The following is a 19,859-nucleotide window of genomic DNA, read 5'->3' as shown; positions in this document are numbered from 1 at the left end:
CACTGGGCCGAACAGGTGTCGCTCATTCGTGGAAACACCCCCGGTCGGTTCGTGTGACGCGGAACGGATGCGTGACGCGGACGACGGCGCGCGCCGGGCGGTCGGGACGGGCACGATCTCCGGCATGGTCGAGACCCGGGCCCTCCCGTTGGACGGCATCCTCGTGGTGTCCTGCGAGCAGGCGGTGGCGGCGCCGCTGGCCACCCGTCACCTCGCCGATCTCGGGGCGCGCGTGATCAAGGTCGAGCGGCCCGGGCGGGGGGACTTCGCCCGGGACTACGACACGACGGTCAACGGGCTCTCGAGCCACTTCGTGTGGCTGAACCGGTCGAAGGAGTCGGTCACGGCCGATCTCAAGGACGCCGAGCAGCTCGGCCGCGTGAAGGAGCTGATCGCGCAGGCCGACGTGTTCGTGCAGAACTTCGCGCCCGGTGCGGCGGAACGCCTCGGGCTCGGGGCCGAGGACCTCCGCCGGGACCACCCGGAGCTGATCCACTGCAGCATCTCGGGCTACGGCTCGTCGGGCCCCTACCGCGACGCGAAGGCCTACGACGCGCTGATCCAGGCCGAGACGGGGCTCGTCTCCGTCACGGGCACCGAGGAGTACCCGGCGAAGGCGGGCATCCCGGCCGCCGACATCGGCGCCGGCATGTACGCGTTCTCCGGCATCCTCACCGCGCTCTACGACCGCGAGCGCACCGGCGAGGGAACCACCTTCGAGGTCAGCCTGTTCGACGCCCTCAGCGAGTGGATGGGCTTCCCGCTGCACTACGCGTCCGGCAGCGGCAGGGCACCGGTCCGGGCCGGGACCAGCCACGCCGCGATCGCCCCGTACGGCTCGTTCGCGGCCGGCGACGGGCAGGAGGTCGTGCTCTCGATCCAGAACGAGCGGGAGTGGAAGCGCTTCTGCGAGGTCGTGCTGGGTGACACCGCGATCGCCGAGGACCCGCGGTTCGTCACGAACTCCGACCGCATCGAGAACCGCCCCGCGCTGCACGAGACGATCGACGGGGTCCTGCGCGACCTCACCGGCGACCAGCTCGTCGAGCGGCTTGAGGAGGCCGGGATCGCGAACGCCCGGCGGCGCACGCTCGACCAGGTGCTCACCCACCCGCAGCACGAGGAGCGCGGCCGGTTCGTGGAGGTCGGCACCCCCAACGGGCCGATCCGCACCCTGCTCCCGCCGATCACCTTCCTCGACGGGCGGGTGCCGCGGATGGACCCGGTGCCCGACGTCGGCCCGCAGGTCTAGTTCCTCCACCGGCGAGCGAACGGCACTCTCGCCGCATCGATGTGCGCGAGAGTGCCGCTCGATCACGGGCGGGCAGCGCCACCCGCCGTCGGGACCTCAGTCGATGTTCTCCTCGACGTCGATCCCCAGGGGCCGGGTGACGCCCCAGACCAGGAAGATCGCGGCCACGACGAGCAGGCCGATCCCGGTCCAGAGGTTGATCGAGATGCCGGCCGCGCGGGCGAGCTGCTCGGGCCCGTCGAGCAGGCCGCGGATGACGAGGACGATCCCGTAGACGCCCATGAGGGCGCCGATGACGTAGCGCAGATCGAACAGCCGCTGCATGCGGCTGCCGGTCTCGACCTCTGTCTGCGGCCGACCGGGCTGGACGGATTCGCTCATGGTGACTCCCCGATCAGGCGAAGACGATGTTGAGGACGACGGTCAGCGCGAGGGCGAGACCGCCGAGCAGGACCGGCTTGCGATACCAGACGCGCTCCTTGGGCTGGCGCAGCGTCGGGACGACGCCGTCGGCGCCGGGCACGCCGTAGACGATCCCGGCGAGCCGCTCCGGCTCCGGCTTCGCGGTGGCCAGCGAGACGACGACGGTCACGACGACGTCGACGATGAACGCGGCGCCGGCCTGGTAGAAGCTCGTGGCGATGCCGGACCCGAAGTCGACCACCCCGGCCTCGGCGAGGACGAACACGAGCGCCCCGGCGAGCACGCCGGTGAGCAGGCCCGCGAAGCCGCCCCAGCCGCTGGTGCGCTTCCAGAACATGCCGAGGATGAACGTCGCGAAGATCGGGGCGTTGAAGATCCCGAACAGCGACTGCAGGTAGGTCATGATGTTGTTGAAGTCGGCGGCCAGCAGTGCGGTGAAGATCGCGATGACGACGCCGACCGCGGTGACCACGCGCCCCGCGTTGAGGTAGTAGCGGTCGCTGCGGCCCTTCGCGAGGTAGGGCTGGAGCAGGTCGTAGGTGACCACCGTGTTCAGCGAGCTGACGTTCGCCGCCACGCCCGCCATGAACGAGGCGAACAGGCCGGTCAGCGCGATACCGAGGACGCCCTCGGGGAGCAGCTGGCCGATGAGGGCCGGGATCGCGTCGTTGTACTTCAGTCCGCCGGTGGCGTCGTTGCCGAAGTTCGGGATCGCGACCAGCGCGACGAGGCCGGGGATGATCGTGACGGCCGGGATGAGGATCTTCGGGAAGGCCGCGATGAGGGGTGTGCGCTGGGAGGCGCTGCGGTCCTTCGCGGAGAGCGCGCGCTGGATCTCGGCGAAGTTCGTCGTCCAGTAGCCGAAGGAGAGCACGAAGCCGAGGCCGAGGACGATCGAGATCCAGTTGGCGCCGATCGGGTTGGTGACGTCGCCGATCCCCGTGCCCTGCCAGGCGTGCAGGCCGCCCTCGCCGAGCGCGGAGGCGGTGACCTTGTCGGCCAGCGCGGAGAAGCCGCCGACGTGGCGGACGGCGACGATCGCGAGCGGGATCAGCCCGGCGAGGATGACGAAGAACTGGAGCACCTCGCCGTAGATCGCCGACCCGAGCCCGCCGAAGCCGATGTAGACGAGCACCACCGCGGCCGACACGACGATGCCCAGGAACTCCGGCCAGCCGAGCAGGGCGTTGAGCACGATCGCCAGCGCGTAGAGGTTGACGCCGGCGATCAGCACCGAGGCGATCGCGAAGACGAGCGCGTTGAGGATGTGCGTGCCGTTGCCGAACCGCAGCCGCAGGAACTCCGGCACCGACCGGACCTTCGAGCGGTAGTAGAAGGGCATCATCACGATGCCGAGGAAGACCATCGCCGGGACGGCGCCGATCCAGTAGTAGTGCACCGTCGCGACGCCGTACTCGGCCCCGTTCGCGGCCATGCCGATGATCTCGGTCGCGCCCAGGTTGGCGGCGACGAAGGCCAGGCCCGTGACCCAGGCGGGCAGGGAGCGGCCGGCGAGCAGGAAGTCGGCGCTGGTGCCGACGGCGCGGCGGGCGACCAGGCCGATGCCCAGTACGACGACGAAGTAGAGCGCCAGGAGTGTGTAGTCCAACCATCCCGGGTTCAGGCGCAGCATCGCGACCTCTCGTGCGGTCCGGGGTTCCGTGAAGGTTCCCGTGAACGTTATCGTTAGCTGGCGCACACTGTGGGCCCGGATCGGCCGGGCGTCAAGGGGGCGTGAAGGGACGGGCCGGATGACGGGCGAGGACGATCAGCGGTGGCCCACCGCGGACGCCGGGTGTCAGTCGTGTGCCACCGCTGACACCGATCCCGGCGCGATGCCCGGGCTCGTCGTCGAGCCGGAGCGCCTTCCCGACGGCAGGTCGATCACCTATTTCTCGGCGGGAGACGCAGCGCAGCGGAGCTCGACCGGGTCGTTCGGAGACGCAGCGCAGCGGAGCTCGACCGGGTCGTTCGGAGACGCAGCGCAGCGGAGCTCGACCGGGTCGACCGGAGAGCCCACGCGATGAGCGAGCGCCGCTACGACCCCACGCACGACGAGTGGGTCACGTTCGCCACCCACCGGCAGGACCGCACCTACAAGCCGGCCACCGCGGACTGCCCGCTGTGCCCGACCCACCCGGGTGGCCCGGCAACCGAGATCCCGCGCGGGCACTACGAGATCGCGGTCTTCGACAACCGCTTCCCGTCGCTGTCGCGCACCCCGCCACCGCCCGACGTCGCGGGCGACGACCTCGTCCCGGTCGAGCCCGCGTACGGGCACTGCGAGGTGGTGGTCTTCACCGACGACCACGAGGCGACGCTGGCCTCGGTGGGGGAGCGGCGCATCCGGCTGCTCGTCGACGCGTGGGCCCACCGCTTCCGCGCGCTGGCCGCAGACCCCATGATCGGCTACGTGCTGCCGTTCGAGAACAAGGGCGAGGCGGTCGGCGTGACGCTGCACCACCCGCACGGCCAGATCTACGCCTACCCCGAGGTCCCCCCGCGTCCCGCCCGCGAGCAGCGCGCGGCGCGCCACCACCGCGACCGCACCGGCCGGTGCGTGTTCTGCGACGTCGTGGAGCACGAGAAGGGTGGCCCGCGGGTCGTCGTCGAGGGGACGCACTTCCTCGCCGGGGTGCCGCCGTGGGCACGGTTCCCCTACGAGGTGGACGTCTGGGCCCGCGACCACGTCGGCACGCTGCCCGAGCTCGACGCCGAGGCGCGCGACGACCTCGCCCGCGTCCTCGCCCGCGTGCTCGCCGGCTACGACGAGTACTTCGGCTCCCGCACCTCGTACCTGCTCGGCGTGCACTCGGCGCCGGTGAACGTTCCCGACGACGAGCGCGGGCTCGGCCACCTGCACCTCGAGATCTGTCCGCCGCACCGGGGCGGCGGGAAGCTGAAGTACCTCGCCGGTTCGGAGACCTTCGGCGGCGCGTTCCTCACCGACGTCGCGCCCGAGGTCGCCGGCCCCCGGCTGCGCGAGGCGGCCGAGCGGGCGACGGTGCCGGCGTGAGCGCCGAGGGTGCGGACCGGATTCTCGAGGCGTTCCGCGACGTCCACGGCCGCGACCCCGAGGGCGTCTTCTCCGCGCCCGGCCGGGTCAACCTCATCGGCGAGCACACCGATCACAACGAGGGGCACGTGCTGCCCTTCGCGATCGACCGGCGCACGTTCGTCGCGGCCGCCCGCCGCGACGACGACCGGGTCACCGTCTGTTCCGACGACCCGGGCACCGAGCCGGCCGAGCTCGTCGTCGGGAAGCTCGGGATCGCGACCGGGTGGAGCGCCTACCCGCTCGGCACGCTGTGGGCGCTGGGGGTCGAGCGGGGCTGGGACCTCGTGGTGCACGGGGAGGTCCCGCTCGGGGCGGGGCTGTCGAGCTCGGCGGCGCTGGAGAGCGCGGTCGCCCTCGCCGTGAGCGAGCTCGCCGGGCTCGGGCTGGACCGCGTCGCGCTCGCCGCGGCCGGGCGGCGCGCGGAGAACGAGGTGGTGGGGGCGCCGGTCGGGATCATGGACCAGGCGGCCTCGCTGCTGTGCCGGGAGGGCTCGGCGCTGCTGCTCGACTGCCGGTCGATGGCCACCGAGGACGTCGCGCTCGGGTTCGAGACGGCGGGTCTCGCGGTCCTGGTGATCGACTCGCGGGTGCGGCACGACCTCGCCGACGGCGGGTACGCCGACCGCCGCGCGGCGTGCGTCGCGGCGGCCGAGGCCCTCGGGGTGCCGGCGCTGCGCGACGCGACCCCGGCCGCCGTCGAGAACCTGCCCGAGGGGGCGCCGCGGAAGCGGGCGCGGCACGTGGTCACCGAGGAGGCGCGGGTCCACGAGACGGTGGCGCTCGTGCGGGCGGGCCGGCCCCGGGAGGTCGGCGCGGTGCTCACCGCGTCGCACGCCTCGCTGCGCGACGACTACGAGGTCTCGGTGCCGGAGGTGGACGCGATCGTCGGGGCGGCGGTCGGCGCGGGCGCCCTCGGGGCCCGCATCATGGGGGGCGGATTCGGCGGGTCGGTGATCGCGCTGGTGCCCACGGACCGCGCCGCGGCCGTGGGCGAGGCCTGCCGGACGCTCGACCCGGAGCCGACGGTGCGGGAGGTCGCCCCGGCGCCGGGGGCGCGGAGGGAGCGGTGAGGACGACCGCGTCGCCCTACGATCACCGCATGGTCTCGGCGCAGCGGTTCGGTGACGTCTTCGACCGGCTCACGCCCGTGGTCTCCGCGGCGACGCGGGCCCACGTGGCGCTCTACCGCCTCACCGGCGGGCGTATCGGGCACACGGCGCCCGGCGCGCCGACGATGCTGCTGCTCGACCACGTCGGCGCCCGCAGCGGCGCCGCGCGCACCACCCCGCTGCTCTACCTGCCCGACGGGGACGACCTCGTGATCGTCGCGTCGGCGGGCGGCCATCCGCGCCACCCGGCCTGGTTGCACAACCTCCGGGCGCACCCCGACACCACCGTGCAGGTGCGCGACGAGGTGCGGCCGGTGCGGGCGCGGGAGGCCGACGAGAGCGAGCGGGCCCGGCTCTGGCCGCGCCTCGACGCCATGTACGGGTCCTTCGTCTCCTACCGGCGGCGGGCGGACGAGGTCGGGCGGGTCATCCCGCTCGTGATCCTGGAGCGTCGGCCCGCCGGCCCACCGTCGTGACCGGCGGGTCGGTCCGGGTGACGATCGACGACGTCGCCCGGGCGGCCGGGGTCTCCCGGCAGACCGTGTCGCGGGCGATGAACGACAAGGGCGACATCAGCGAGGCGACCCGCCGTCGGGTCCTCGCGACCATCGAGGAGCTCGACTACCGGCCGTCGGCCTTCGCGCGCGGGATGCGGACGCAGCGCGCGGGGACGGTCGCGCTCGTCCTGCCCGACATCGCGAACCCGTTCTTCCCCGCCGTCGCCCGCGGGGTCTTCGACGCGGCGGCCGCCCGGGGGCTCGCGGTGGTCGTGCACAACACCGACGCGGACGCGGGCGCCGAGGCCGAGGCGGGCCGCGCGATCGTCGACGCGGGAGCGGCCGGCGCGATCGGGTTCTTCGAGGCCCTCGACGACGCGGCGCTGGCCGCGCTGGGCCGCCGGGTGCCGCTCGTCGTCGCCGACCGGCCCGCCCCGGACCCGTCGGTGGCCACCGTCCGGACCGACTTCCGCACCGGCACCCGCCTCGCCTGCGAGCACCTGGCGTCGCGGGGGCACGACCGGCTCGGGATGCTCGACGGCGCGGTGCAGAACAAGCCCGAACGTCGTCGGGCGTTCCTCGAGGTGGTCGGCGGCGACGCGGACCGGGTGGTCACCGGGCCGCCGACCGTCGCCGGCGGGGTGGCGGCCCTGCGCCGCCTGCTCGCCCGGCACCCCGACGTCACCGGGGTGTTCGCGTTCAACGACCTGCTCGCGATCGGCGCGGTCCAGGCGCTCCGGACGACGGGCCGCCGCGCCGGTGAGCAGGTCGCGGTGGTCGGCTACGACGACATCACCATGGCCGCCCTGCTCGACCCGCCCCTCACCACGGTGCACACCGACAAGTACGAGCTCGGGCGCACGCTCGTGGAGGTGCTGGGCCGCCGCCTCGACGGCCACCCGGCCGAACACCGCACGCTCGCGCCGCGGCTGGTGGTGCGGGGAAGTGCCTGACGGCCCGTGAGTACTTTTCCGTGCCAGGGCACGGAAAAGTACTCACAGGGCGCAGCCACCCCTAGTCGAAGACGGGGATGCCGGCGCGGACCGAGTCGGCTCGCCCCTTCGGCTCCTCCCAGTCCTCCTGCCGGCCGAGCGCGGTGAGGTCGAGGTAGGCGAACGACCCGCCGAACCACTCCGCGGCGCGGGCGTAGGACGAGTACGTGTGGAACACGCGGTCGTCGACGCGGAGGAAGGCGCTGAAGCCCGGCAGCTCATGCGTGCCTTCCGCCCCCTCCCAGGTCGGGTCGTCGCGGTAGTTGTAGTGCATCGTCCCGCCGGAGACGTCGACGGTGACGCCGAAGTCCGCGTTGAAGCCCGACCCGTACGACGAGTACCAGGGGATCGTCCAGCCCTGGCGTTCCTTCCAGGCCGCGAGCTTCTCGTAGGGCGCGCGGGACACGAAGACCTGTTCGGTGTCGCGGGAGCGCAGGTGATCGCGCGTCCCCGGCGACCACTCACGGATGCCGGCCGAACAGCTCCGGCACATCTCGTCCCAGTCCGGGTCGAACATGACGTGGTTGACCACGAGCTGCCGGTGGCCGTTGAACAGGCCGCCGAGCGTGACCTCGCCGTCCGGCCCGGTGAACCGGTAGTCCTCCGTCACCTCGACCATCGGCAGTTCCCGACGACGGGTGTTGAGCGCGTCGCGCGCCCGCGTGAGCGCCTTCTCCTCCTCGAGGAGTTCGCGGCGGGCCGTCAGCCAACTCTCACGGTCGGTGATCTCCGGGAGGCTCATGGCGACCACCGTGACAGATCGGACTCCGCTTCGACAACCCCCTGGTTCTGTTCTAGGACTGAAGATGGCAGACGGCCTCGAGGTTGGTGCCGTCCGGCGTGCTGACGAACGCGCCGTAGTAGTCGGCGTGGTACTCGGGCTGCAGCCCCGGGGCGCGGAGCGTCGTGGCGCCCGCGTCGAGTGCGGCGGCGTGGAAGGCGTCGACCGTCGTGTGGTCGGGGGCGGTGAAGGCGAGGTGGGTGTCGTCGTAGGTGACCCCGGGGCCGACCTCGACGAGCCAGAAGAACGGCTTCGGGTGCACCCCGAAGGCCTGCATCGCCTTCTGACCCGGCGCTGTCGGCACGGCGATCAGCGGCTCGATCCCCAGCGGGGCGAGTACGGCGGTGTGGAACGCGACGGACCGCGCGAGATCGACGACCGGGAGGTTGAGGCGGTCGACATGTGCTTCGCAGGTAAGCACTAAGTGGGGCTATAGGCCCACTTAGTGCTCACCTGGGCGTAGCCCACACCGTGAGGCCGAGATCCTCCGACGGCTGGCCCGACAGCGCGGCCGGGCCCTCGCCCTCCGTGATCGACACGGCCAGGCACTCGGTGGCGAGCGTGTCGGCGCCGTTCCGGATCGCGGCCGCCGTGTCGGCACGCCCCGCCGTCCACCACAGCTCGATCCGGTCGGACACCTCGAAGCCCAGACGCTTGCGGGCGTCCTGCACGAAGCGCAGCACGTCGCGGAGCAGGCCCGCCTCGCGCAGCTCGTCGGTCAGCTCGGTGTCGAGCCCGACCGACAGGCCGCCCTCGGAGCGCACCGCCCAGCCCTCGCGCGGGGTCTCGGAGACGACGATCTCGTCGCCCGACAGCTCGACCGGCGCCCCGTCGACCGTCACCGTCAGCACCCCGTCGACCGGGGCGTCGGTGGAGGCCTTCACGGCGTCGGCCACGGTCGGCGTCTGCTTGCCGAACCGCCTGCCCAGCGCCCGGTAGTTCGGCTTCACGTCGAGCTGCACGAGCTCCGAGCCGGCCGGCTCGACGACGGCGACGTTGAGCTCCTCGGCGATCTCGTCGAGCAGCTCGCGGCCGAGCGAGGCGAAGCCGGGCGCGGAGACGACGGCGCGCGACAGCGGCTGCCGCGTGCGCACCCCGGACGCGGCGCGGGTCGATCGACCGAGCTCCACCACGCGGCGGACGAGGTCCATGTCCGCCCGCAGCGACCCGTCGTCGGGAAGGCCCTCGGCGACCGGCCACGGCGCGAGGTGGACCGAGTCCGGCGTGCCCTCGGGCAGCCCGGCGCCACCCTCGCCCTGCAGCAGCGTCCACAGGTAGTCGGTGGCGAACGGGGTGAACGGCGCCATCAGCCGGCTGACCGTCTCGACGCACTCGTGCAGCGTCGCGAGCGCGGCCGGGTCACCGTCCCAGAAGCGGCGCCGGGAACGGCGGACGTACCAGTTCGACAGGTCGTCGATGAACGCGACGATCGCGCGACCGGCCCGCGACGAGTCGAAGTCGTCGAGCGCCGCGGTCACCTCGGTGACGCATCCGCGCAGCTCGCCGAGGGCCCAGCGGTCCATCACGTGGGTGGCCGCGGGAGCGTCCGAGGACGGCGCCCAGCCTGCGGCGTTGGCGTAGGTGACGAGGAACGACGCCGTGTTCCAGTAGGTCAGCAGGACCTTCCGGACGATCTCACGCAGCGTGTCGTGCCCGACGCGCCGGTCCACCCACGGCGACCCCTGCGCGAGCATCAGCCACCGGACGGCATCCGCGCCGTGGGTGGAGAAGAGCTCGAACGGGTCGAGGATGTTGCCGAGGTGCTTCGACATCTTGCGGCCGTGCTCGTCGAGCAGCAGGCCCAGGCAGACGACGTTCTCGTAGGACGACCGGTCGAACACCAGCGTCCCGACCGCCATCAGCGAGTAGAACCACCCGCGCGTCTGGTCGATCGCCTCGCAGATGTACTGGGCCGGGTAGGCCGTCTCGAAGTCGCCCTCGTGGTGGTGCGGGGCGCCCCACTGGGCGAACGGCATCGCGCCGGAGTCGTACCAGACGTCGATGACGTCGGGGACCCGGCGCATCGTGCCCGTGCCGCTCGGGGCGGGGAAGGTGACGTCGTCGACGTAGGGGCGGTGCGGGTCGAGCGCGCTCAGGTCCTGGCCGGCGTGCTGCCCCAGTTCGGCGAGCGAGCCCACGACGACGACCTCGGACGGGTCCGCGTCGTTGCGCCAGATCGGCAGCGGCGTGCCCCAGTAGCGCTTGCGGGAGAGCGCCCAGTCGACGTTGTTCTCCAGCCAGGCGCCGTACCGGCCGTGCTTGATGTGCGGCGGGTACCAGTTCGTGCCCTCGTTCTCGGCGAGGAGCTTCTCCCGGATCGCGGTCGTCCGGATGAACCACGACGGCAGCGCGTAGTAGATCAGCGGCGTGTGGCAGCGCCAGCAGTGTGGATACGAGTGCTCGTAGGACTCGGCGCGGAACATGACGCCGCGCGCCTCGAGGTCGGCGATCAGCGTCGGGTCGGCGGCCTTGAAGAACATCCCGCCGACGAGGGGCACGTCGTCGAGGAAGTGGCCGTTCGAGCCGATCGGGTTGACCATCTCGAGGCCCTCGTTCTTCGCGACGAGGTGGTCCTCTGCGCCGAAGGCGGGGGCCATGTGGACCAGGCCGGTGCCGGCGTCGGTGGTGACGTGGTCGCCGTGGACGATCCGGAAGGCGTCGCCGAAGCGGTCGCCCGCGAGCAGCTCGAACGGCCGCGTGTAGTGGGAGCCGATGAGCTCGGCGCCGGTGAGGCGGGCCGTCACCTCGACGTCGTCGGACCCGAGCACGTGCCCGAGGAGGTCCTCGGCCAGCACCAGGTCCTCGTCGCCGTGGCGCACCCGGACGTAGACCACCGACCGCTCCACCGCGACCGCCGTGTTCGACGGCAGGGTCCACGGCGTGGTCGTCCACACCAGCATGTCCGCGCCGGCCCAGGGGCCGTCGGTGAGGGGGAACCGGACGTAGACGCTCGGGTCGACGTCGTCCTCGTAGCCCTGGGCGACCTCGTGGTCCGAGAGCGGCGTCTCGTCGCGCGGGCAGTAGGGCGTGACGCGGTGGTCCTCGACCAGCAGCCCCTTGTCGAAGATGGTCTTGAGCGACCACCAGACGCTCTCGACGTAGCGCGGGGCCATCGTCATGTAGGCCTCGTCGAGATCGACCCAGTAGCCCATGCGCTCGGTCATCGCCGCGAAGGCCGAGACGTTCCTGAGCGCCGACTCGCGGCAGGCCGCGTTGAACTCCGCGATCCCGTACCGCTCGATGTCGCCCTTGCTCGTGAAGCCGAGCTCCTTCTCGACGGCGAGCTCCACCGGCAGGCCGTGGCAGTCCCAGCCCGCGCGTCGCGGCACGTGGTAGCCGCGCATCGTCTTGAAGCGGGGGAACAGGTCCTTGAAGGCGCGGGCCTCGACGTGGTGGGTGCCGGGCGTGCCGTTCGCGGTCGGCGGGCCCTCGTAGAAGATCCACGGCTCGCCCTCGGCGGTCTGCTCCAGCGAGCGCCGGAACACGTCGCGCTTGTCCCAGCGCTCGAGGATCTCCTGCTCGACCGCCGGCAGGTCGACGCTGGCGGGCAGGGGGGCGAAGCTCGGACTCACCGGTCCAGCGTACTCAGCGTGCCCGCACGCCCGGACGGGTGCGTGACCTGCGGGAAGGGTGCGACGGGTGGGGGGTGCTCGAACCCGGTCTCGGGCGTTCGGTACAGTTGTCCGCGTCGGCGCCGGGGCCTGCTGGTCACGGTGGGTGACAGCCATGGGGTATGGTGTAATTGGCAACACGGCTGATTCTGGTTCAGTTGTTCTAGGTTCGAGTCCTGGTACCCCAGCTGCGGGCAGCGACCGGGCGATCTTGTAGAGTTCCAGCCGCTGTTCCTCCTAGGGCCCCGTCGTCTAGCGGCCTAGGACGCCGCCCTCTCAAGGCGGTAGCGGGGGTTCGAATCCCCTCGGGGCTACATCACGGAGCGCCTCGACCCCTGCGGGTCGGGGCGTTCCGTCGTTCCCGGGGTCTTCCCGACGGCAGCGGGAGGGCTCACGGCTCCACGAAGACCGACGGTGTGTCGATCTCGTCGAACCACAGGTACGCGAGCAGGACCGCCCGGTCGCCGGTGCGCATCGCGTGCGGCTGCCAGGGCGCGTGGTGGATCAGCTCGCCCGCCGGCTCGTCGACCCACCCCTCGCCGTGGTCCCACCGGATCGCGCCGAGCGGCAGGTAGTACTCCTCGGCAGGGTGGTGGTGGGCGCGGTAGTGCACGCCGGGGCCGAGGAGGACGAGCCCGAGCACGACGTCGTCGTCGGTGCGGAGCGGCGCGTGCGCGTACCCGGCGAACAGGGCGTCGTCGGATACGTACGAGGCGGTCCGGGTCCATGGGGCCCGGCGGGCGAGCAGGCCGACCGCCTCGGCGAGCTGGCCGTCGACCTCGTCGGCGACCCGGGCGGCCGCGTCGTCGAGGTGGGCGAGCACGGGGAGGTCCGGCACCGGGTCGACGAGCGGCACGGCGCCGCCGAGGCTCGCCACGGCCATGAGCTCCGCCATCGCCCCGCGTCGGCCCAGGGCGGCGACGAACCGGGCCGTCAGCGCGTCGACGGCAGGTCCGGCGGCGGTCACCCCGGTGATCCTGCCCCGGTCGGGCCGGGAGCGACAGGACGACGTCGGACGGACGACGGCGGGATCCGGCGCGAGGGGTCGACGTGACCGCTGACACACGTTACCGTCGACGAATCCGATTGGACACAACCGAACACCTCGGGGGACCGATGACCACCGTCCGCGACGACACCGCCCTCGCGAAGGCCACGCTCGACGAGACGTCGGGGGTGATGGGGTCGGTGCCCGGGCACCGTGTCACCCACACCAAGGGGGTCCTGCTCACCGGCACGTTCACCGCGACGCCGGAGGCGAGCAAGCTCACGCGGGCGGCCCACATGCAGGGCGACCCGGTCCGCATCACGGTCCGGTTCTCCAACGGCGCCGGCAACCCCCGGTGCTCCGACGCGGCGGTCAACGACCCGCGCGGCATGGCGGTGAAGTTCTACCTGCCGGACGGCTCCGAGACCGACCTCGCGCTGCAGACCTGGCCGGTGTTCCCGGCGGCGACGCCCGAGGAGTTCCACGGCCTGATGAAGGCGCAGAACTCCGGTCCGGTCACCACCGAGGAGTTCCTCGCCGAGCACCCGCACATCAAGGAGGCGCTCGACGCCATCGCCGCGTTGGGCGACCCGCCACTGGCCTGGGGTCGGACCGCGTTCAACTCCATGAACGCCTACAAGCTGGTCAATGCCGACGGCGACGAGCAGTACGTCCGCTTCCGCTTCGAGCCCGTCGACGGCATGGCGTTCCTGCCGCAGGACCAGTGGGAGACCGCCGACAACGACTACCTCATGGACGGCGTGTTCGAGCAGCTCCCGGTGCGCCACCGCCTGCTCGCCCAGCTCGCGCAGGACGGCGACCAGACCGTCGACCCGAGCCGCGCCTGGCCCGAGGACCGCGAGTGGGTCGACCTCGGGCTGGTCAAGTGCACCGGCCCGGACACCGAGCGCGAGCAGAACGGCGACGTGCTGGTCAACGACCCGACCCGCGTCACCGACGGGATCGAGATGTCCGACGACCCGATCCTGCACTTCCGCTACCACGTCTATGCGGAGTCGGTCCGGCGCAGGACCTGACGGTCGTGTGCACTTTTCCGTGCTCCGGCACGGATGAGTACTCACGGGCCGGAGGCACCTGGCCGGGCGCGGGTCAGGGTGGCGTCGTCCCGTACATGATCGCGCGGGTGTGCTCCTCGGTGTAGAACGCCTCCATCTGCTCCACCGTCATGTCGTCGGTGGTGCGGGCGGCCATCTGCGCGATCGACGGCAGGTCGTCGGCCGGCCATGCCTCGGGCTTCCACAGGTCGGAGCGCAGGAACGCCTTCGCGCAGTGCGTGAAGACCTCCTCGACGGTGACCTCGAGGACGATCTGCGGCACGTGGCCGCGGTGGCGCATCCGCTCGGCGTAGGGCGGGTCGAGCAGGATCCGGGCGGTGCCGTTGACGCGCAGCGTGTCGTGACGCCGTGGCACCAGGAACAGCAGCCCGACGTGCGGGTTCTCGACGATGTTGGCGAAGCCGTCCACCCGGCGGTTCCCAGGACGGTCCGGGATCGCGAGCGTGTGGTCGTCGAGCACCAGCACCGAGCCGGCCGGGTCGCCCTTGGGGGAGACGTCGACCCGGCCGTGGGCGTCGGAGGTCGCGATCAGCTGGAAGGGGCTGCGGGCGATGAAGGCCCGGTCGACGTCGTCGAGGCGGTCGCGCTCCTTGACGACCGCGCGTCGCACCGGCTCGCCGACGACCTCGCGGAGCTGCTCGAGACTGGTGATCTGCTCGCTCACCACCTCACCGTAGGCAGCTCCGCGAGGGGTTTCTAGACGCTGCGCCCGCCGTCGATCGGGAGCACCACACCGGTGAGGAACGCGGCCGCGTCGGACGAGAGGTACACCGCGGCGTTCGCGATGTCCTCGGGCTGCCCGAGCCGGCCGAGCGGGATGCTGCCGATGAACCGCTCACGGGCGCCCGCCGGGTCCTCCGGCCCGAGGAACTGGGGGAGCATCGCGGTGTCGGTGGCCACCGGGGCGAGGCAGTTGACGCGGATGTCGGGCGCCAGTTCGAGGGCCAGGGTGCGCGCGAGGTGGTTCACTGCCGCCTTGCTCGACGCGTAGGCGCCGAAGCCCGGGCGGGTGCGCTCACCCATGATCGAGCCGACGATCGTGATCGCCCCGCCGCCGCTGCGCCGCAGAGCGGGCACGGCGGCCCGGACGCCGAGCCAGACGCCCTTGACGTTGATACGGAAGATGCGGTCGAACTCGTCCTCGGACGCGTCCATCGTCGGCGTGGGGAAACCGGTGAACCCGGCGTTGCAGGAGAGGATGTCGAGCCGGCCGAACTCCTGCTCGGCCAGGGCGACGGCGGCTGCGGAGGCCTCGGCGTCGGTCACGTCGACCTGTGCGGAACGCGCGGTCGGCCCGAGCTCCTTCGCGACGGCGGCCGCGCCCTCGCCGTCGAGGTCGGTCACCACCACGGAGGCGCCCGCCGCAGCGAAGGCCACCGCCGTGGCCCGGCCGATCCCGGAGGCACCGCCCGTCACGATCGCGACCTTGTCCTGCAGTGCCGTCATGAGGCCTCCTCGCCGGGGGAACGGACACGATCGACATTCCCCGACGGCGGCCCGCTCACGCCGGGGCCGACGTGGCGGCCTGCTGACGTCGAGCGTCAGCGGTGGCACACGGCTGACATCGAGCGTCAGCGGTGGCACACGGCTGACGCTGGACGTCGGCAACCGGTCACGCCAGCGCCTTCTCCAGCGCCCGGGCGGCGGCGAGCAGGTCGTTGGCCCAGCGGGAGCCGGGTTTCCGCCCGATCCGGTCGACCGGACCCGAGACCGAGACCGCCGCGACCACCGAGCCGTCGGGCCCCCGGACCGGCGCCGACACGCTCGCGACCCCCTTCTCCCGCTCGGCCACGCTCTGCGCCCAGCCCCGACGACGGATCTCGGCCAGCAGGTCGGGATCGAACGCCGTCGGGTCCTCAGACCAGGCCATCAGCACCTTCGCGCCCGAGCCCGCCGTCAGGGGGAGGCGCACCCCGACCGGCACCGTGTCGCGCAGGCCCGAGGCGGGCTCGGCGGCGGCGACGCACACCCGCGAGTCGCCCTCGCGCCGGTAGAGCTGGACCGACTCCCCGGTGAGGTCGCGCAGCGTCGGCAGGACCTCCTCGGCGGCGGTCAGCAGCGGGTCGTGGTGGCCGTGCGCCATCTCCGCGAGCGCGGGGCCGGGACGCCACCGGCCGTCGGGATCGCGCTCGAGGAGACGGTGGACCTCCAGCCCGACGGCGAGCCGGTGCGCGGTGGCGCGGGCCAGGCCCGTGCGCTCGACGAGCTCGGAGAGCCCGCACGGCGCCACCGCGGCGGCGCGCAGCACACCCACCGCCTTGTCGAGCACCCCGATTCCGCTACTCTGTCCCACAGAGCGACACACTAATCCCACGATCTGGGATTCACCACCACGCAGGCAGGGACGGATGGGACGCACACTCGCCGAGAAGGTCTGGGACCAGCACGTCGTGAGGCAGGGGGAGGGCGACGAGCCCGACCTGCTCTACATCGACCTCCACCTGGTCCACGAGGTGACCAGCCCGCAGGCCTTCGACGGGCTCCGCCTGCACGGCCGCACGCTCCGCCGTCCGGACCTCACGATCGCCACCGAGGACCACAACGTCCCGACGCTCGACATCCTCGCGCCGATCGCGGACGAGGTGTCCGCGACCCAGGTGGCCACGCTGCGGCGCAACGTCGAGGAGTTCGGCGTCCGGCTCTTCCCGATGGGCGACGCCAACCAGGGCATCGTGCACATGATCGGCCCGGAGCTGGGGCTCACCCAGCCCGGCACCACGGTCGTCTGCGGCGACTCCCACACCTCCACCCACGGCGCGTTCGGGGCGCTCGCGTTCGGCATCGGCACCTCCGAGGTCGAGCACGTCATGGCGACCCAGACGCTGCCGCTGAAGCCGTTCAGGACCATGGCCATCGAGATCGACGGCGAGCTGCGCCCGGGGGTGACCAGCAAGGACGTCATCCTCAAGGTCATCTCCCAGATCGGGACCGGCGGCGGCGCGGGCTACGTGCTCGAGTACCGCGGCGAGGCCGTGCGGAACATGTCCATGGAAGCGCGCATGACGATGTGCAACATGTCCATCGAGGCCGGCGGCCGTGCCGGGATGGTCGCGCCCGACGAGACGACCTTCGCGTACCTGAAGGGCCGCCCGCACGCCCCGCAGGGCGCGGAGTGGGACGCCGCGGTCGCGGCCTGGCGCGAACTGCGCACCGACGACGACGCCGTGTTCGACGCCGTCGTGCACATCGACGCCGACTCGCTGACCCCGTTCGTCACCTGGGGCACCAACCCGGGCCAGGGCCTTCCCCTCGGCGAGTCGGTGCCCGACCCCGCGACGATGGACGACGACGCCGCGGCGGCCACCCGCAAGGCGCTCGCCTACATGGGCCTCGAGCCCAACACGAAGCTGCGCGACATCGCCGTCGACGTCGTCTTCCTGGGCTCGTGCACCAACGCCCGCATCGAGGACTTCCGCGCGGCGGCGGACGTGCTGCGGGGCAACAGGGTCGCCGACGGCGTCCAGATGCTCGTGGTCCCCGGCTCGATGGCCGTGAAGGCCCAGGCCGAGGCGGAGGGCCTGGACCAGGTGTTCCTCGACGCCGGCGCCGAGTGGCGCAACGCGGGCTGCTCGATGTGCCTCGGGATGAACCCCGACCAGCTCGCGCCGGGGCAGCGCTGCGCCTCGACGTCGAACCGGAACTTCGAGGGCCGGCAGGGCCGGGGCGGGCGCACCCACCTGGTGTCGCCGCTGGTCGCGGCCGCCACGGCCGTGCGGGGGACGCTCAGCTCCCCCGAGGACCTGACGCCCACCGTGCTGACGACGGTCTGAGGGAGCTGACCATGGAGAAGTTCACGACCCACACCGGCATCGGCACCCCGCTGCGGGTGTCGAACGTCGACACCGACCAGATCATCCCGGCCGTCTTCCTCAAGCGCGTCACACGCACCGGGTTCGACGACGGGCTGTTCGCCTCCTGGCGCTCGGACCCCTCGTTCGTGCTCAACCAGGAGCCCTACGACCGCGGGTCCGTGCTCGTCGCGGGCTCCGACTTCGGCACCGGCTCGTCGCGCGAGCACGCGGTCTGGGCGCTCATGGACTACGGGTTCCGGGTGGTCGTCTCGTCGCGGTTCGGCGAGATCTTCAAGGGCAACTCGTCGAAGGCAGGCCTCCTCGCCGCCACCGTCGACCAGTCCGACGTCGAGCTGCTGTGGAAGAAGATCGAGTCGCGGCCGGGCCTGGAGCTCACCGTCGACCTGCACTCGAAGACGATCACCGCGGAAGACCTCGTCGTCCCGTTCTCCGTCGACGACTACACCCGCTGGCGGCTGCTCGAGGGCCTCGACGACATCGGCCTGACCCTCCGCCACGAGGAGGACATCACGGCCTACGAGCAGGCCCGTCCGTCGCACAAGCCGACGACGGTCTAGCACCCGACCCGTGGCAGCGGAGCGTCGTTGCTGTCGACCAGTGACAGCGACGACGCTCCGCTTTCACGGGCGTGGTCACCACGGGATCGGGCCCGCGTCCTCGAAATAGCCGCCGGTGGGCCCGTCGTCGGGAAGGGTGGCCAGGCGGATCGGGGTCGCCGCGCCCTGCTGCGGGGTGCGGTGGCCGCGGAAGCCGTTGAGGTCCGTGGCGACGTAGCCGGGGCAGGCCAGGTTGATCAGGATCCGGGTGTCCGCCAGCTCCTTGACGTACTGGACCGTCACGGCGTTGAGGAACGTCTTCGAGGGGGAGTAGGCCGCCGAGATCGGCCCGGTCTCGCCGCCGGAGCTCTGGCGGGTGAGGGACCCGACGCCGGAGGACACGTTGACGATCCGCGGATGTGCCGAGGCGCGCAGCAGCGGCAGCATCGCGTTGGTGACGCGCACGACGCCGTAGACGTTGACCTCCACGGCGCGGCGGATGGTGTCGATCTCGACCTTCGTCGGCAGCTGCTCGGCGCTCCCGGTGATGCCCGCGTTGTTGACCAGCACGTCGAGCCGGTCCAGCGACGCCGCAGCGGCCGCGACGCTCGCGTCGTCGGTGACGTCGAGCGGCACCCCGAACGCGTCCACGCCGGCGGCCTGCAGCTTCCCGACGGCCTCCTCGCGCCGGGCGTCGTCGCGCGCCCCGACGCCGACCCGCATCCCCAGCGCGCCGAGGCCCGCCGCGATCTCGTACCCGATGCCCTTGTTCGCCCCGGTGACCAGGGCGACCGTCTGCTCCTCGCTCATGGCACCGATCCTCGGCCCGCCGGCCGCCCGGGGTCCAAGACCGCCTCGGTCGCCGCCGATACCGCAGGGGTATCAATGACGGGGTGGAGACGCGGGAGCTGCGGTACTTCGTCGCGGTCGCCGAGGAGCGGCACTTCGGTCGGGCGGCCGAGCGGCTGGGCATCGCCCAGCCGCCGCTCTCGCGCGCGATCGCGCAGCTCGAGCGCCGCGTCGGGGCCCGCCTGCTCGAGCGCACCACCCGCGAGGTCGCCCTGACCGCCGCGGGTGCCGTCCTGCTCGCCGAGGGCCGGGTCGCCCTGGAGGCCGTCGAGGCGGCGGAGCGGCGCACGCGGCGCGCGGCGCATCCGGGGCCGGGACTGGTCCTCGTCGCGAAGGCGGGCGCGTCGGAGGAGCTGCTCGCGAAGCTGCTCGACGCCTACGCCGCGGAGCCCGGCGCCGTCGAGGTCGACGTGCAGCTCTGCGGTCCGGGGCAGCAGGAGCGGATGCTCCGCGACGGGCGCGCCGACGTCGCCCTGCTGCACCGGCCGTTCGACTCCACCGCCGGCTTCGACGGCGAGGACCTCGCCACCGAGGGCCAGTCGCTCTTCCTACCCGCCGGGCACCCGCTCTCCACGCGGGGCGAGCTGCGGCTCGCCGATGTCGCCGACGTGCCGCTGCCGCGCTGGCCCCGTCCCGACGGCGGGTACGCGGACGGTCCGGGCCCGGCGGTCCGGGACACCGCCCAGCTCCGGCAGCTCGTCTCGCTCGGCCGGGCCGTCGCGGTGCTGCCGGACTCCGCACGGCACGGGCTGGCCGACGACGTCGTGGCCGTCCCGGTGGTCGACGCCCCCCGGGTGACCACGATGATCGCCTGGCCGCCGCACAGCCGCTCCCGGGCGGTGGCCGACCTCGTGCGGTGCGCGACGCGGCTGTAG

At 72.6% G+C, this 19,859-nt stretch carries 19 protein-coding genes and 2 tRNA genes; 11 read left to right on the top strand and 10 right to left on the bottom strand.

The features are described 5' to 3' along the window. Positions 1-124: 124 nt before the first annotated feature. Positions 125-1,252: a CaiB/BaiF CoA transferase family protein gene (locus tag A3CO_RS34195; protein ID WP_157647842.1), complete on the top strand. Its 1,128-nt coding sequence runs from the start codon at positions 125-127 to the stop codon at positions 1,250-1,252. 96 nt (positions 1,253-1,348) lie between these two features. On the opposite strand, the gene A3CO_RS0124540 is transcribed toward A3CO_RS34195, so the two are convergent. Continuing rightward, entirely contained in the window at positions 1,349-1,633 is a 285-nt protein-coding gene (locus A3CO_RS0124540; protein ID WP_245561587.1) for a hypothetical protein, read from the bottom strand. Positions 1,634-1,646: 13 nt separating this feature from the next. Further along, the gene (locus tag A3CO_RS0124535) at positions 1,647-3,308 is read right to left on the bottom strand and encodes a sodium:solute symporter family protein (protein WP_018334908.1); all 1,662 of its coding nucleotides are present in this window, start codon (positions 3,306-3,308) and stop codon (positions 1,647-1,649) included. A gap of 390 nt (positions 3,309-3,698) precedes the next feature. Between A3CO_RS0124535 and galT the strand changes: the two genes are divergently transcribed. From galT to A3CO_RS0124510, 4 genes are read left to right on the top strand one after another with little or no spacing between them, the layout of a single operon-like run. Continuing rightward, positions 3,699-4,691 carry a galactose-1-phosphate uridylyltransferase gene (gene galT, locus A3CO_RS34190; protein ID WP_018334906.1) on the top strand — a complete coding sequence of 331 codons (993 nt, stop codon included), beginning with the start codon at positions 3,699-3,701 and terminating at the stop codon, positions 4,689-4,691. Then, positions 4,688-5,803, top strand: coding sequence for a galactokinase (gene galK, locus A3CO_RS0124520; protein ID WP_018334905.1), 1,116 nt, complete (start codon positions 4,688-4,690; stop codon positions 5,801-5,803). Before galT ends, galK begins: the two co-directional genes overlap by 4 nt. Before the next feature lie 29 nt (positions 5,804-5,832). After that, the gene (locus tag A3CO_RS0124515) at positions 5,833-6,318 is read left to right on the top strand and encodes a nitroreductase family deazaflavin-dependent oxidoreductase (protein WP_018334904.1); all 486 of its coding nucleotides are present in this window, start codon (positions 5,833-5,835) and stop codon (positions 6,316-6,318) included. 17 nt (positions 6,319-6,335) lie between these two features. Beyond that, positions 6,336-7,292, top strand: coding sequence for a LacI family DNA-binding transcriptional regulator (locus A3CO_RS0124510; protein ID WP_157647834.1), 957 nt, complete (start codon positions 6,336-6,338; stop codon positions 7,290-7,292). A 61-nt stretch (positions 7,293-7,353) separates the two neighbouring features. Here A3CO_RS0124510 and A3CO_RS0124505 read toward each other — a convergent pair whose 3' ends face one another. The 3 genes from A3CO_RS0124505 to ileS are packed head-to-tail and all read right to left on the bottom strand — an operon-like array spanning position 7,354 to position 11,684. Further along, positions 7,354-8,073 carry a DUF899 domain-containing protein gene (locus A3CO_RS0124505; RefSeq protein ID WP_018334902.1) on the bottom strand — a complete coding sequence of 240 codons (720 nt, stop codon included), beginning with the start codon at positions 8,071-8,073 and terminating at the stop codon, positions 7,354-7,356. Positions 8,074-8,125: 52 nt separating this feature from the next. Beyond that, on the bottom strand, positions 8,126-8,533 hold the full coding sequence (locus A3CO_RS0124500) for a VOC family protein (protein WP_018334901.1): 408 nt from the start codon (positions 8,531-8,533) through the stop codon (positions 8,126-8,128). 28 nt (positions 8,534-8,561) lie between these two features. Beyond that, positions 8,562-11,684 (bottom strand): isoleucine--tRNA ligase, encoded by a 3,123-nt coding sequence (ileS, locus tag A3CO_RS0124495; RefSeq protein WP_018334900.1) that lies wholly within the window; start codon positions 11,682-11,684, stop codon positions 8,562-8,564. Between the two features lie 155 nt (positions 11,685-11,839). Between ileS and A3CO_RS0124490 the strand changes: the two genes are divergently transcribed. Both A3CO_RS0124490 and A3CO_RS0124485 read left to right on the top strand, forming a co-directional pair. After that, positions 11,840-11,911 (top strand) — tRNA-Gln (locus tag A3CO_RS0124490). Between the two features lie 53 nt (positions 11,912-11,964). Next, positions 11,965-12,037 (top strand) — tRNA-Glu (locus A3CO_RS0124485). A 77-nt stretch (positions 12,038-12,114) separates the two neighbouring features. Here A3CO_RS0124485 and A3CO_RS36295 read toward each other — a convergent pair. Then, a complete protein-coding gene (locus A3CO_RS36295; RefSeq protein WP_018334899.1) occupies positions 12,115-12,690 on the bottom strand; it encodes a dimethylsulfonioproprionate lyase family protein in 576 nt (191 codons plus the stop codon). A 149-nt stretch (positions 12,691-12,839) separates the two neighbouring features. On the opposite strand from A3CO_RS36295, the gene A3CO_RS34180 reads away from it, so the two are divergent. After that, a complete protein-coding gene (locus tag A3CO_RS34180) occupies positions 12,840-13,748 on the top strand; it encodes a catalase family peroxidase (RefSeq protein ID WP_018334898.1) in 909 nt (302 codons plus the stop codon). A 73-nt stretch (positions 13,749-13,821) separates the two neighbouring features. On the opposite strand, the gene A3CO_RS0124470 is transcribed toward A3CO_RS34180, so the two are convergent. The 3 genes from A3CO_RS0124470 to A3CO_RS0124460 all read right to left on the bottom strand — a co-directional run bounded on the left by A3CO_RS0124470 (position 13,822) and on the right by A3CO_RS0124460 (position 16,080). Further along, entirely contained in the window at positions 13,822-14,451 is a 630-nt protein-coding gene (locus A3CO_RS0124470; protein ID WP_033414956.1) for a pyridoxamine 5'-phosphate oxidase family protein, read from the bottom strand. 32 nt (positions 14,452-14,483) lie between these two features. After that, positions 14,484-15,233, bottom strand: coding sequence for an SDR family oxidoreductase (locus A3CO_RS0124465; protein ID WP_018334896.1), 750 nt, complete (start codon positions 15,231-15,233; stop codon positions 14,484-14,486). Positions 15,234-15,399: 166 nt separating this feature from the next. Continuing rightward, positions 15,400-16,080, bottom strand: coding sequence for an IclR family transcriptional regulator (locus tag A3CO_RS0124460; protein WP_026204967.1), 681 nt, complete (start codon positions 16,078-16,080; stop codon positions 15,400-15,402). A gap of 55 nt (positions 16,081-16,135) precedes the next feature. Between A3CO_RS0124460 and leuC the strand changes: the two genes are divergently transcribed. Both leuC and leuD read left to right on the top strand, forming a co-directional pair. Next, on the top strand, positions 16,136-17,557 hold the full coding sequence (gene leuC / locus A3CO_RS0124455) for a 3-isopropylmalate dehydratase large subunit (protein ID WP_018334894.1): 1,422 nt from the start codon (positions 16,136-16,138) through the stop codon (positions 17,555-17,557). An 11-nt stretch (positions 17,558-17,568) separates the two neighbouring features. Continuing rightward, entirely contained in the window at positions 17,569-18,156 is a 588-nt protein-coding gene (leuD, locus tag A3CO_RS0124450; protein WP_018334893.1) for a 3-isopropylmalate dehydratase small subunit, read from the top strand. A 75-nt stretch (positions 18,157-18,231) separates the two neighbouring features. On the opposite strand, the gene A3CO_RS0124445 is transcribed toward leuD, so the two are convergent. Continuing rightward, positions 18,232-18,945 carry an SDR family oxidoreductase gene (locus A3CO_RS0124445; protein WP_018334892.1) on the bottom strand — a complete coding sequence of 238 codons (714 nt, stop codon included), beginning with the start codon at positions 18,943-18,945 and terminating at the stop codon, positions 18,232-18,234. An 83-nt stretch (positions 18,946-19,028) separates the two neighbouring features. Between A3CO_RS0124445 and A3CO_RS0124440 the strand changes: the two genes are divergently transcribed. Next, positions 19,029-19,859 (top strand): LysR family transcriptional regulator, encoded by an 831-nt coding sequence (locus A3CO_RS0124440; RefSeq protein ID WP_018334891.1) that lies wholly within the window; start codon positions 19,029-19,031, stop codon positions 19,857-19,859.

The sequence above is a fragment of the Actinomycetospora chiangmaiensis DSM 45062 genome, from assembly GCF_000379625.1.
GTDB lineage: Bacteria > Actinomycetota > Actinomycetes > Mycobacteriales > Pseudonocardiaceae > Actinomycetospora > Actinomycetospora chiangmaiensis.
Note: the sequence above shows the minus strand (reverse complement) of the source record. Positions and strands in the feature narration are given on the sequence as shown.

Coding starts and splice junctions, on each gene's coding strand:
- A3CO_RS0124535 (WP_018334908.1), bottom strand. CDS start 3,308: ATGCTGCGCCTGAACCCGGGATGGTTGGACTACACACTCCTGGCGCTC.
- galT (WP_018334906.1), top strand. CDS start 3,699: ATGAGCGAGCGCCGCTACGACCCCACGCACGACGAGTGGGTCACGTTC.
- leuC (WP_018334894.1), top strand. CDS start 16,136: ATGGGACGCACACTCGCCGAGAAGGTCTGGGACCAGCACGTCGTGAGG.
- A3CO_RS34180 (WP_018334898.1), top strand. CDS start 12,840: ATGACCACCGTCCGCGACGACACCGCCCTCGCGAAGGCCACGCTCGAC.
- leuD (WP_018334893.1), top strand. CDS start 17,569: ATGGAGAAGTTCACGACCCACACCGGCATCGGCACCCCGCTGCGGGTG.
- A3CO_RS0124465 (WP_018334896.1), bottom strand. CDS start 15,233: ATGACGGCACTGCAGGACAAGGTCGCGATCGTGACGGGCGGTGCCTCC.
- A3CO_RS0124540 (WP_245561587.1), bottom strand. CDS start 1,633: ATGAGCGAATCCGTCCAGCCCGGTCGGCCGCAGACAGAGGTCGAGACC.
- A3CO_RS0124515 (WP_018334904.1), top strand. CDS start 5,833: ATGGTCTCGGCGCAGCGGTTCGGTGACGTCTTCGACCGGCTCACGCCC.
- A3CO_RS0124505 (WP_018334902.1), bottom strand. CDS start 8,073: ATGAGCCTCCCGGAGATCACCGACCGTGAGAGTTGGCTGACGGCCCGC.
- A3CO_RS0124445 (WP_018334892.1), bottom strand. CDS start 18,945: ATGAGCGAGGAGCAGACGGTCGCCCTGGTCACCGGGGCGAACAAGGGC.
- A3CO_RS34195 (WP_157647842.1), top strand. CDS start 125: ATGGTCGAGACCCGGGCCCTCCCGTTGGACGGCATCCTCGTGGTGTCC.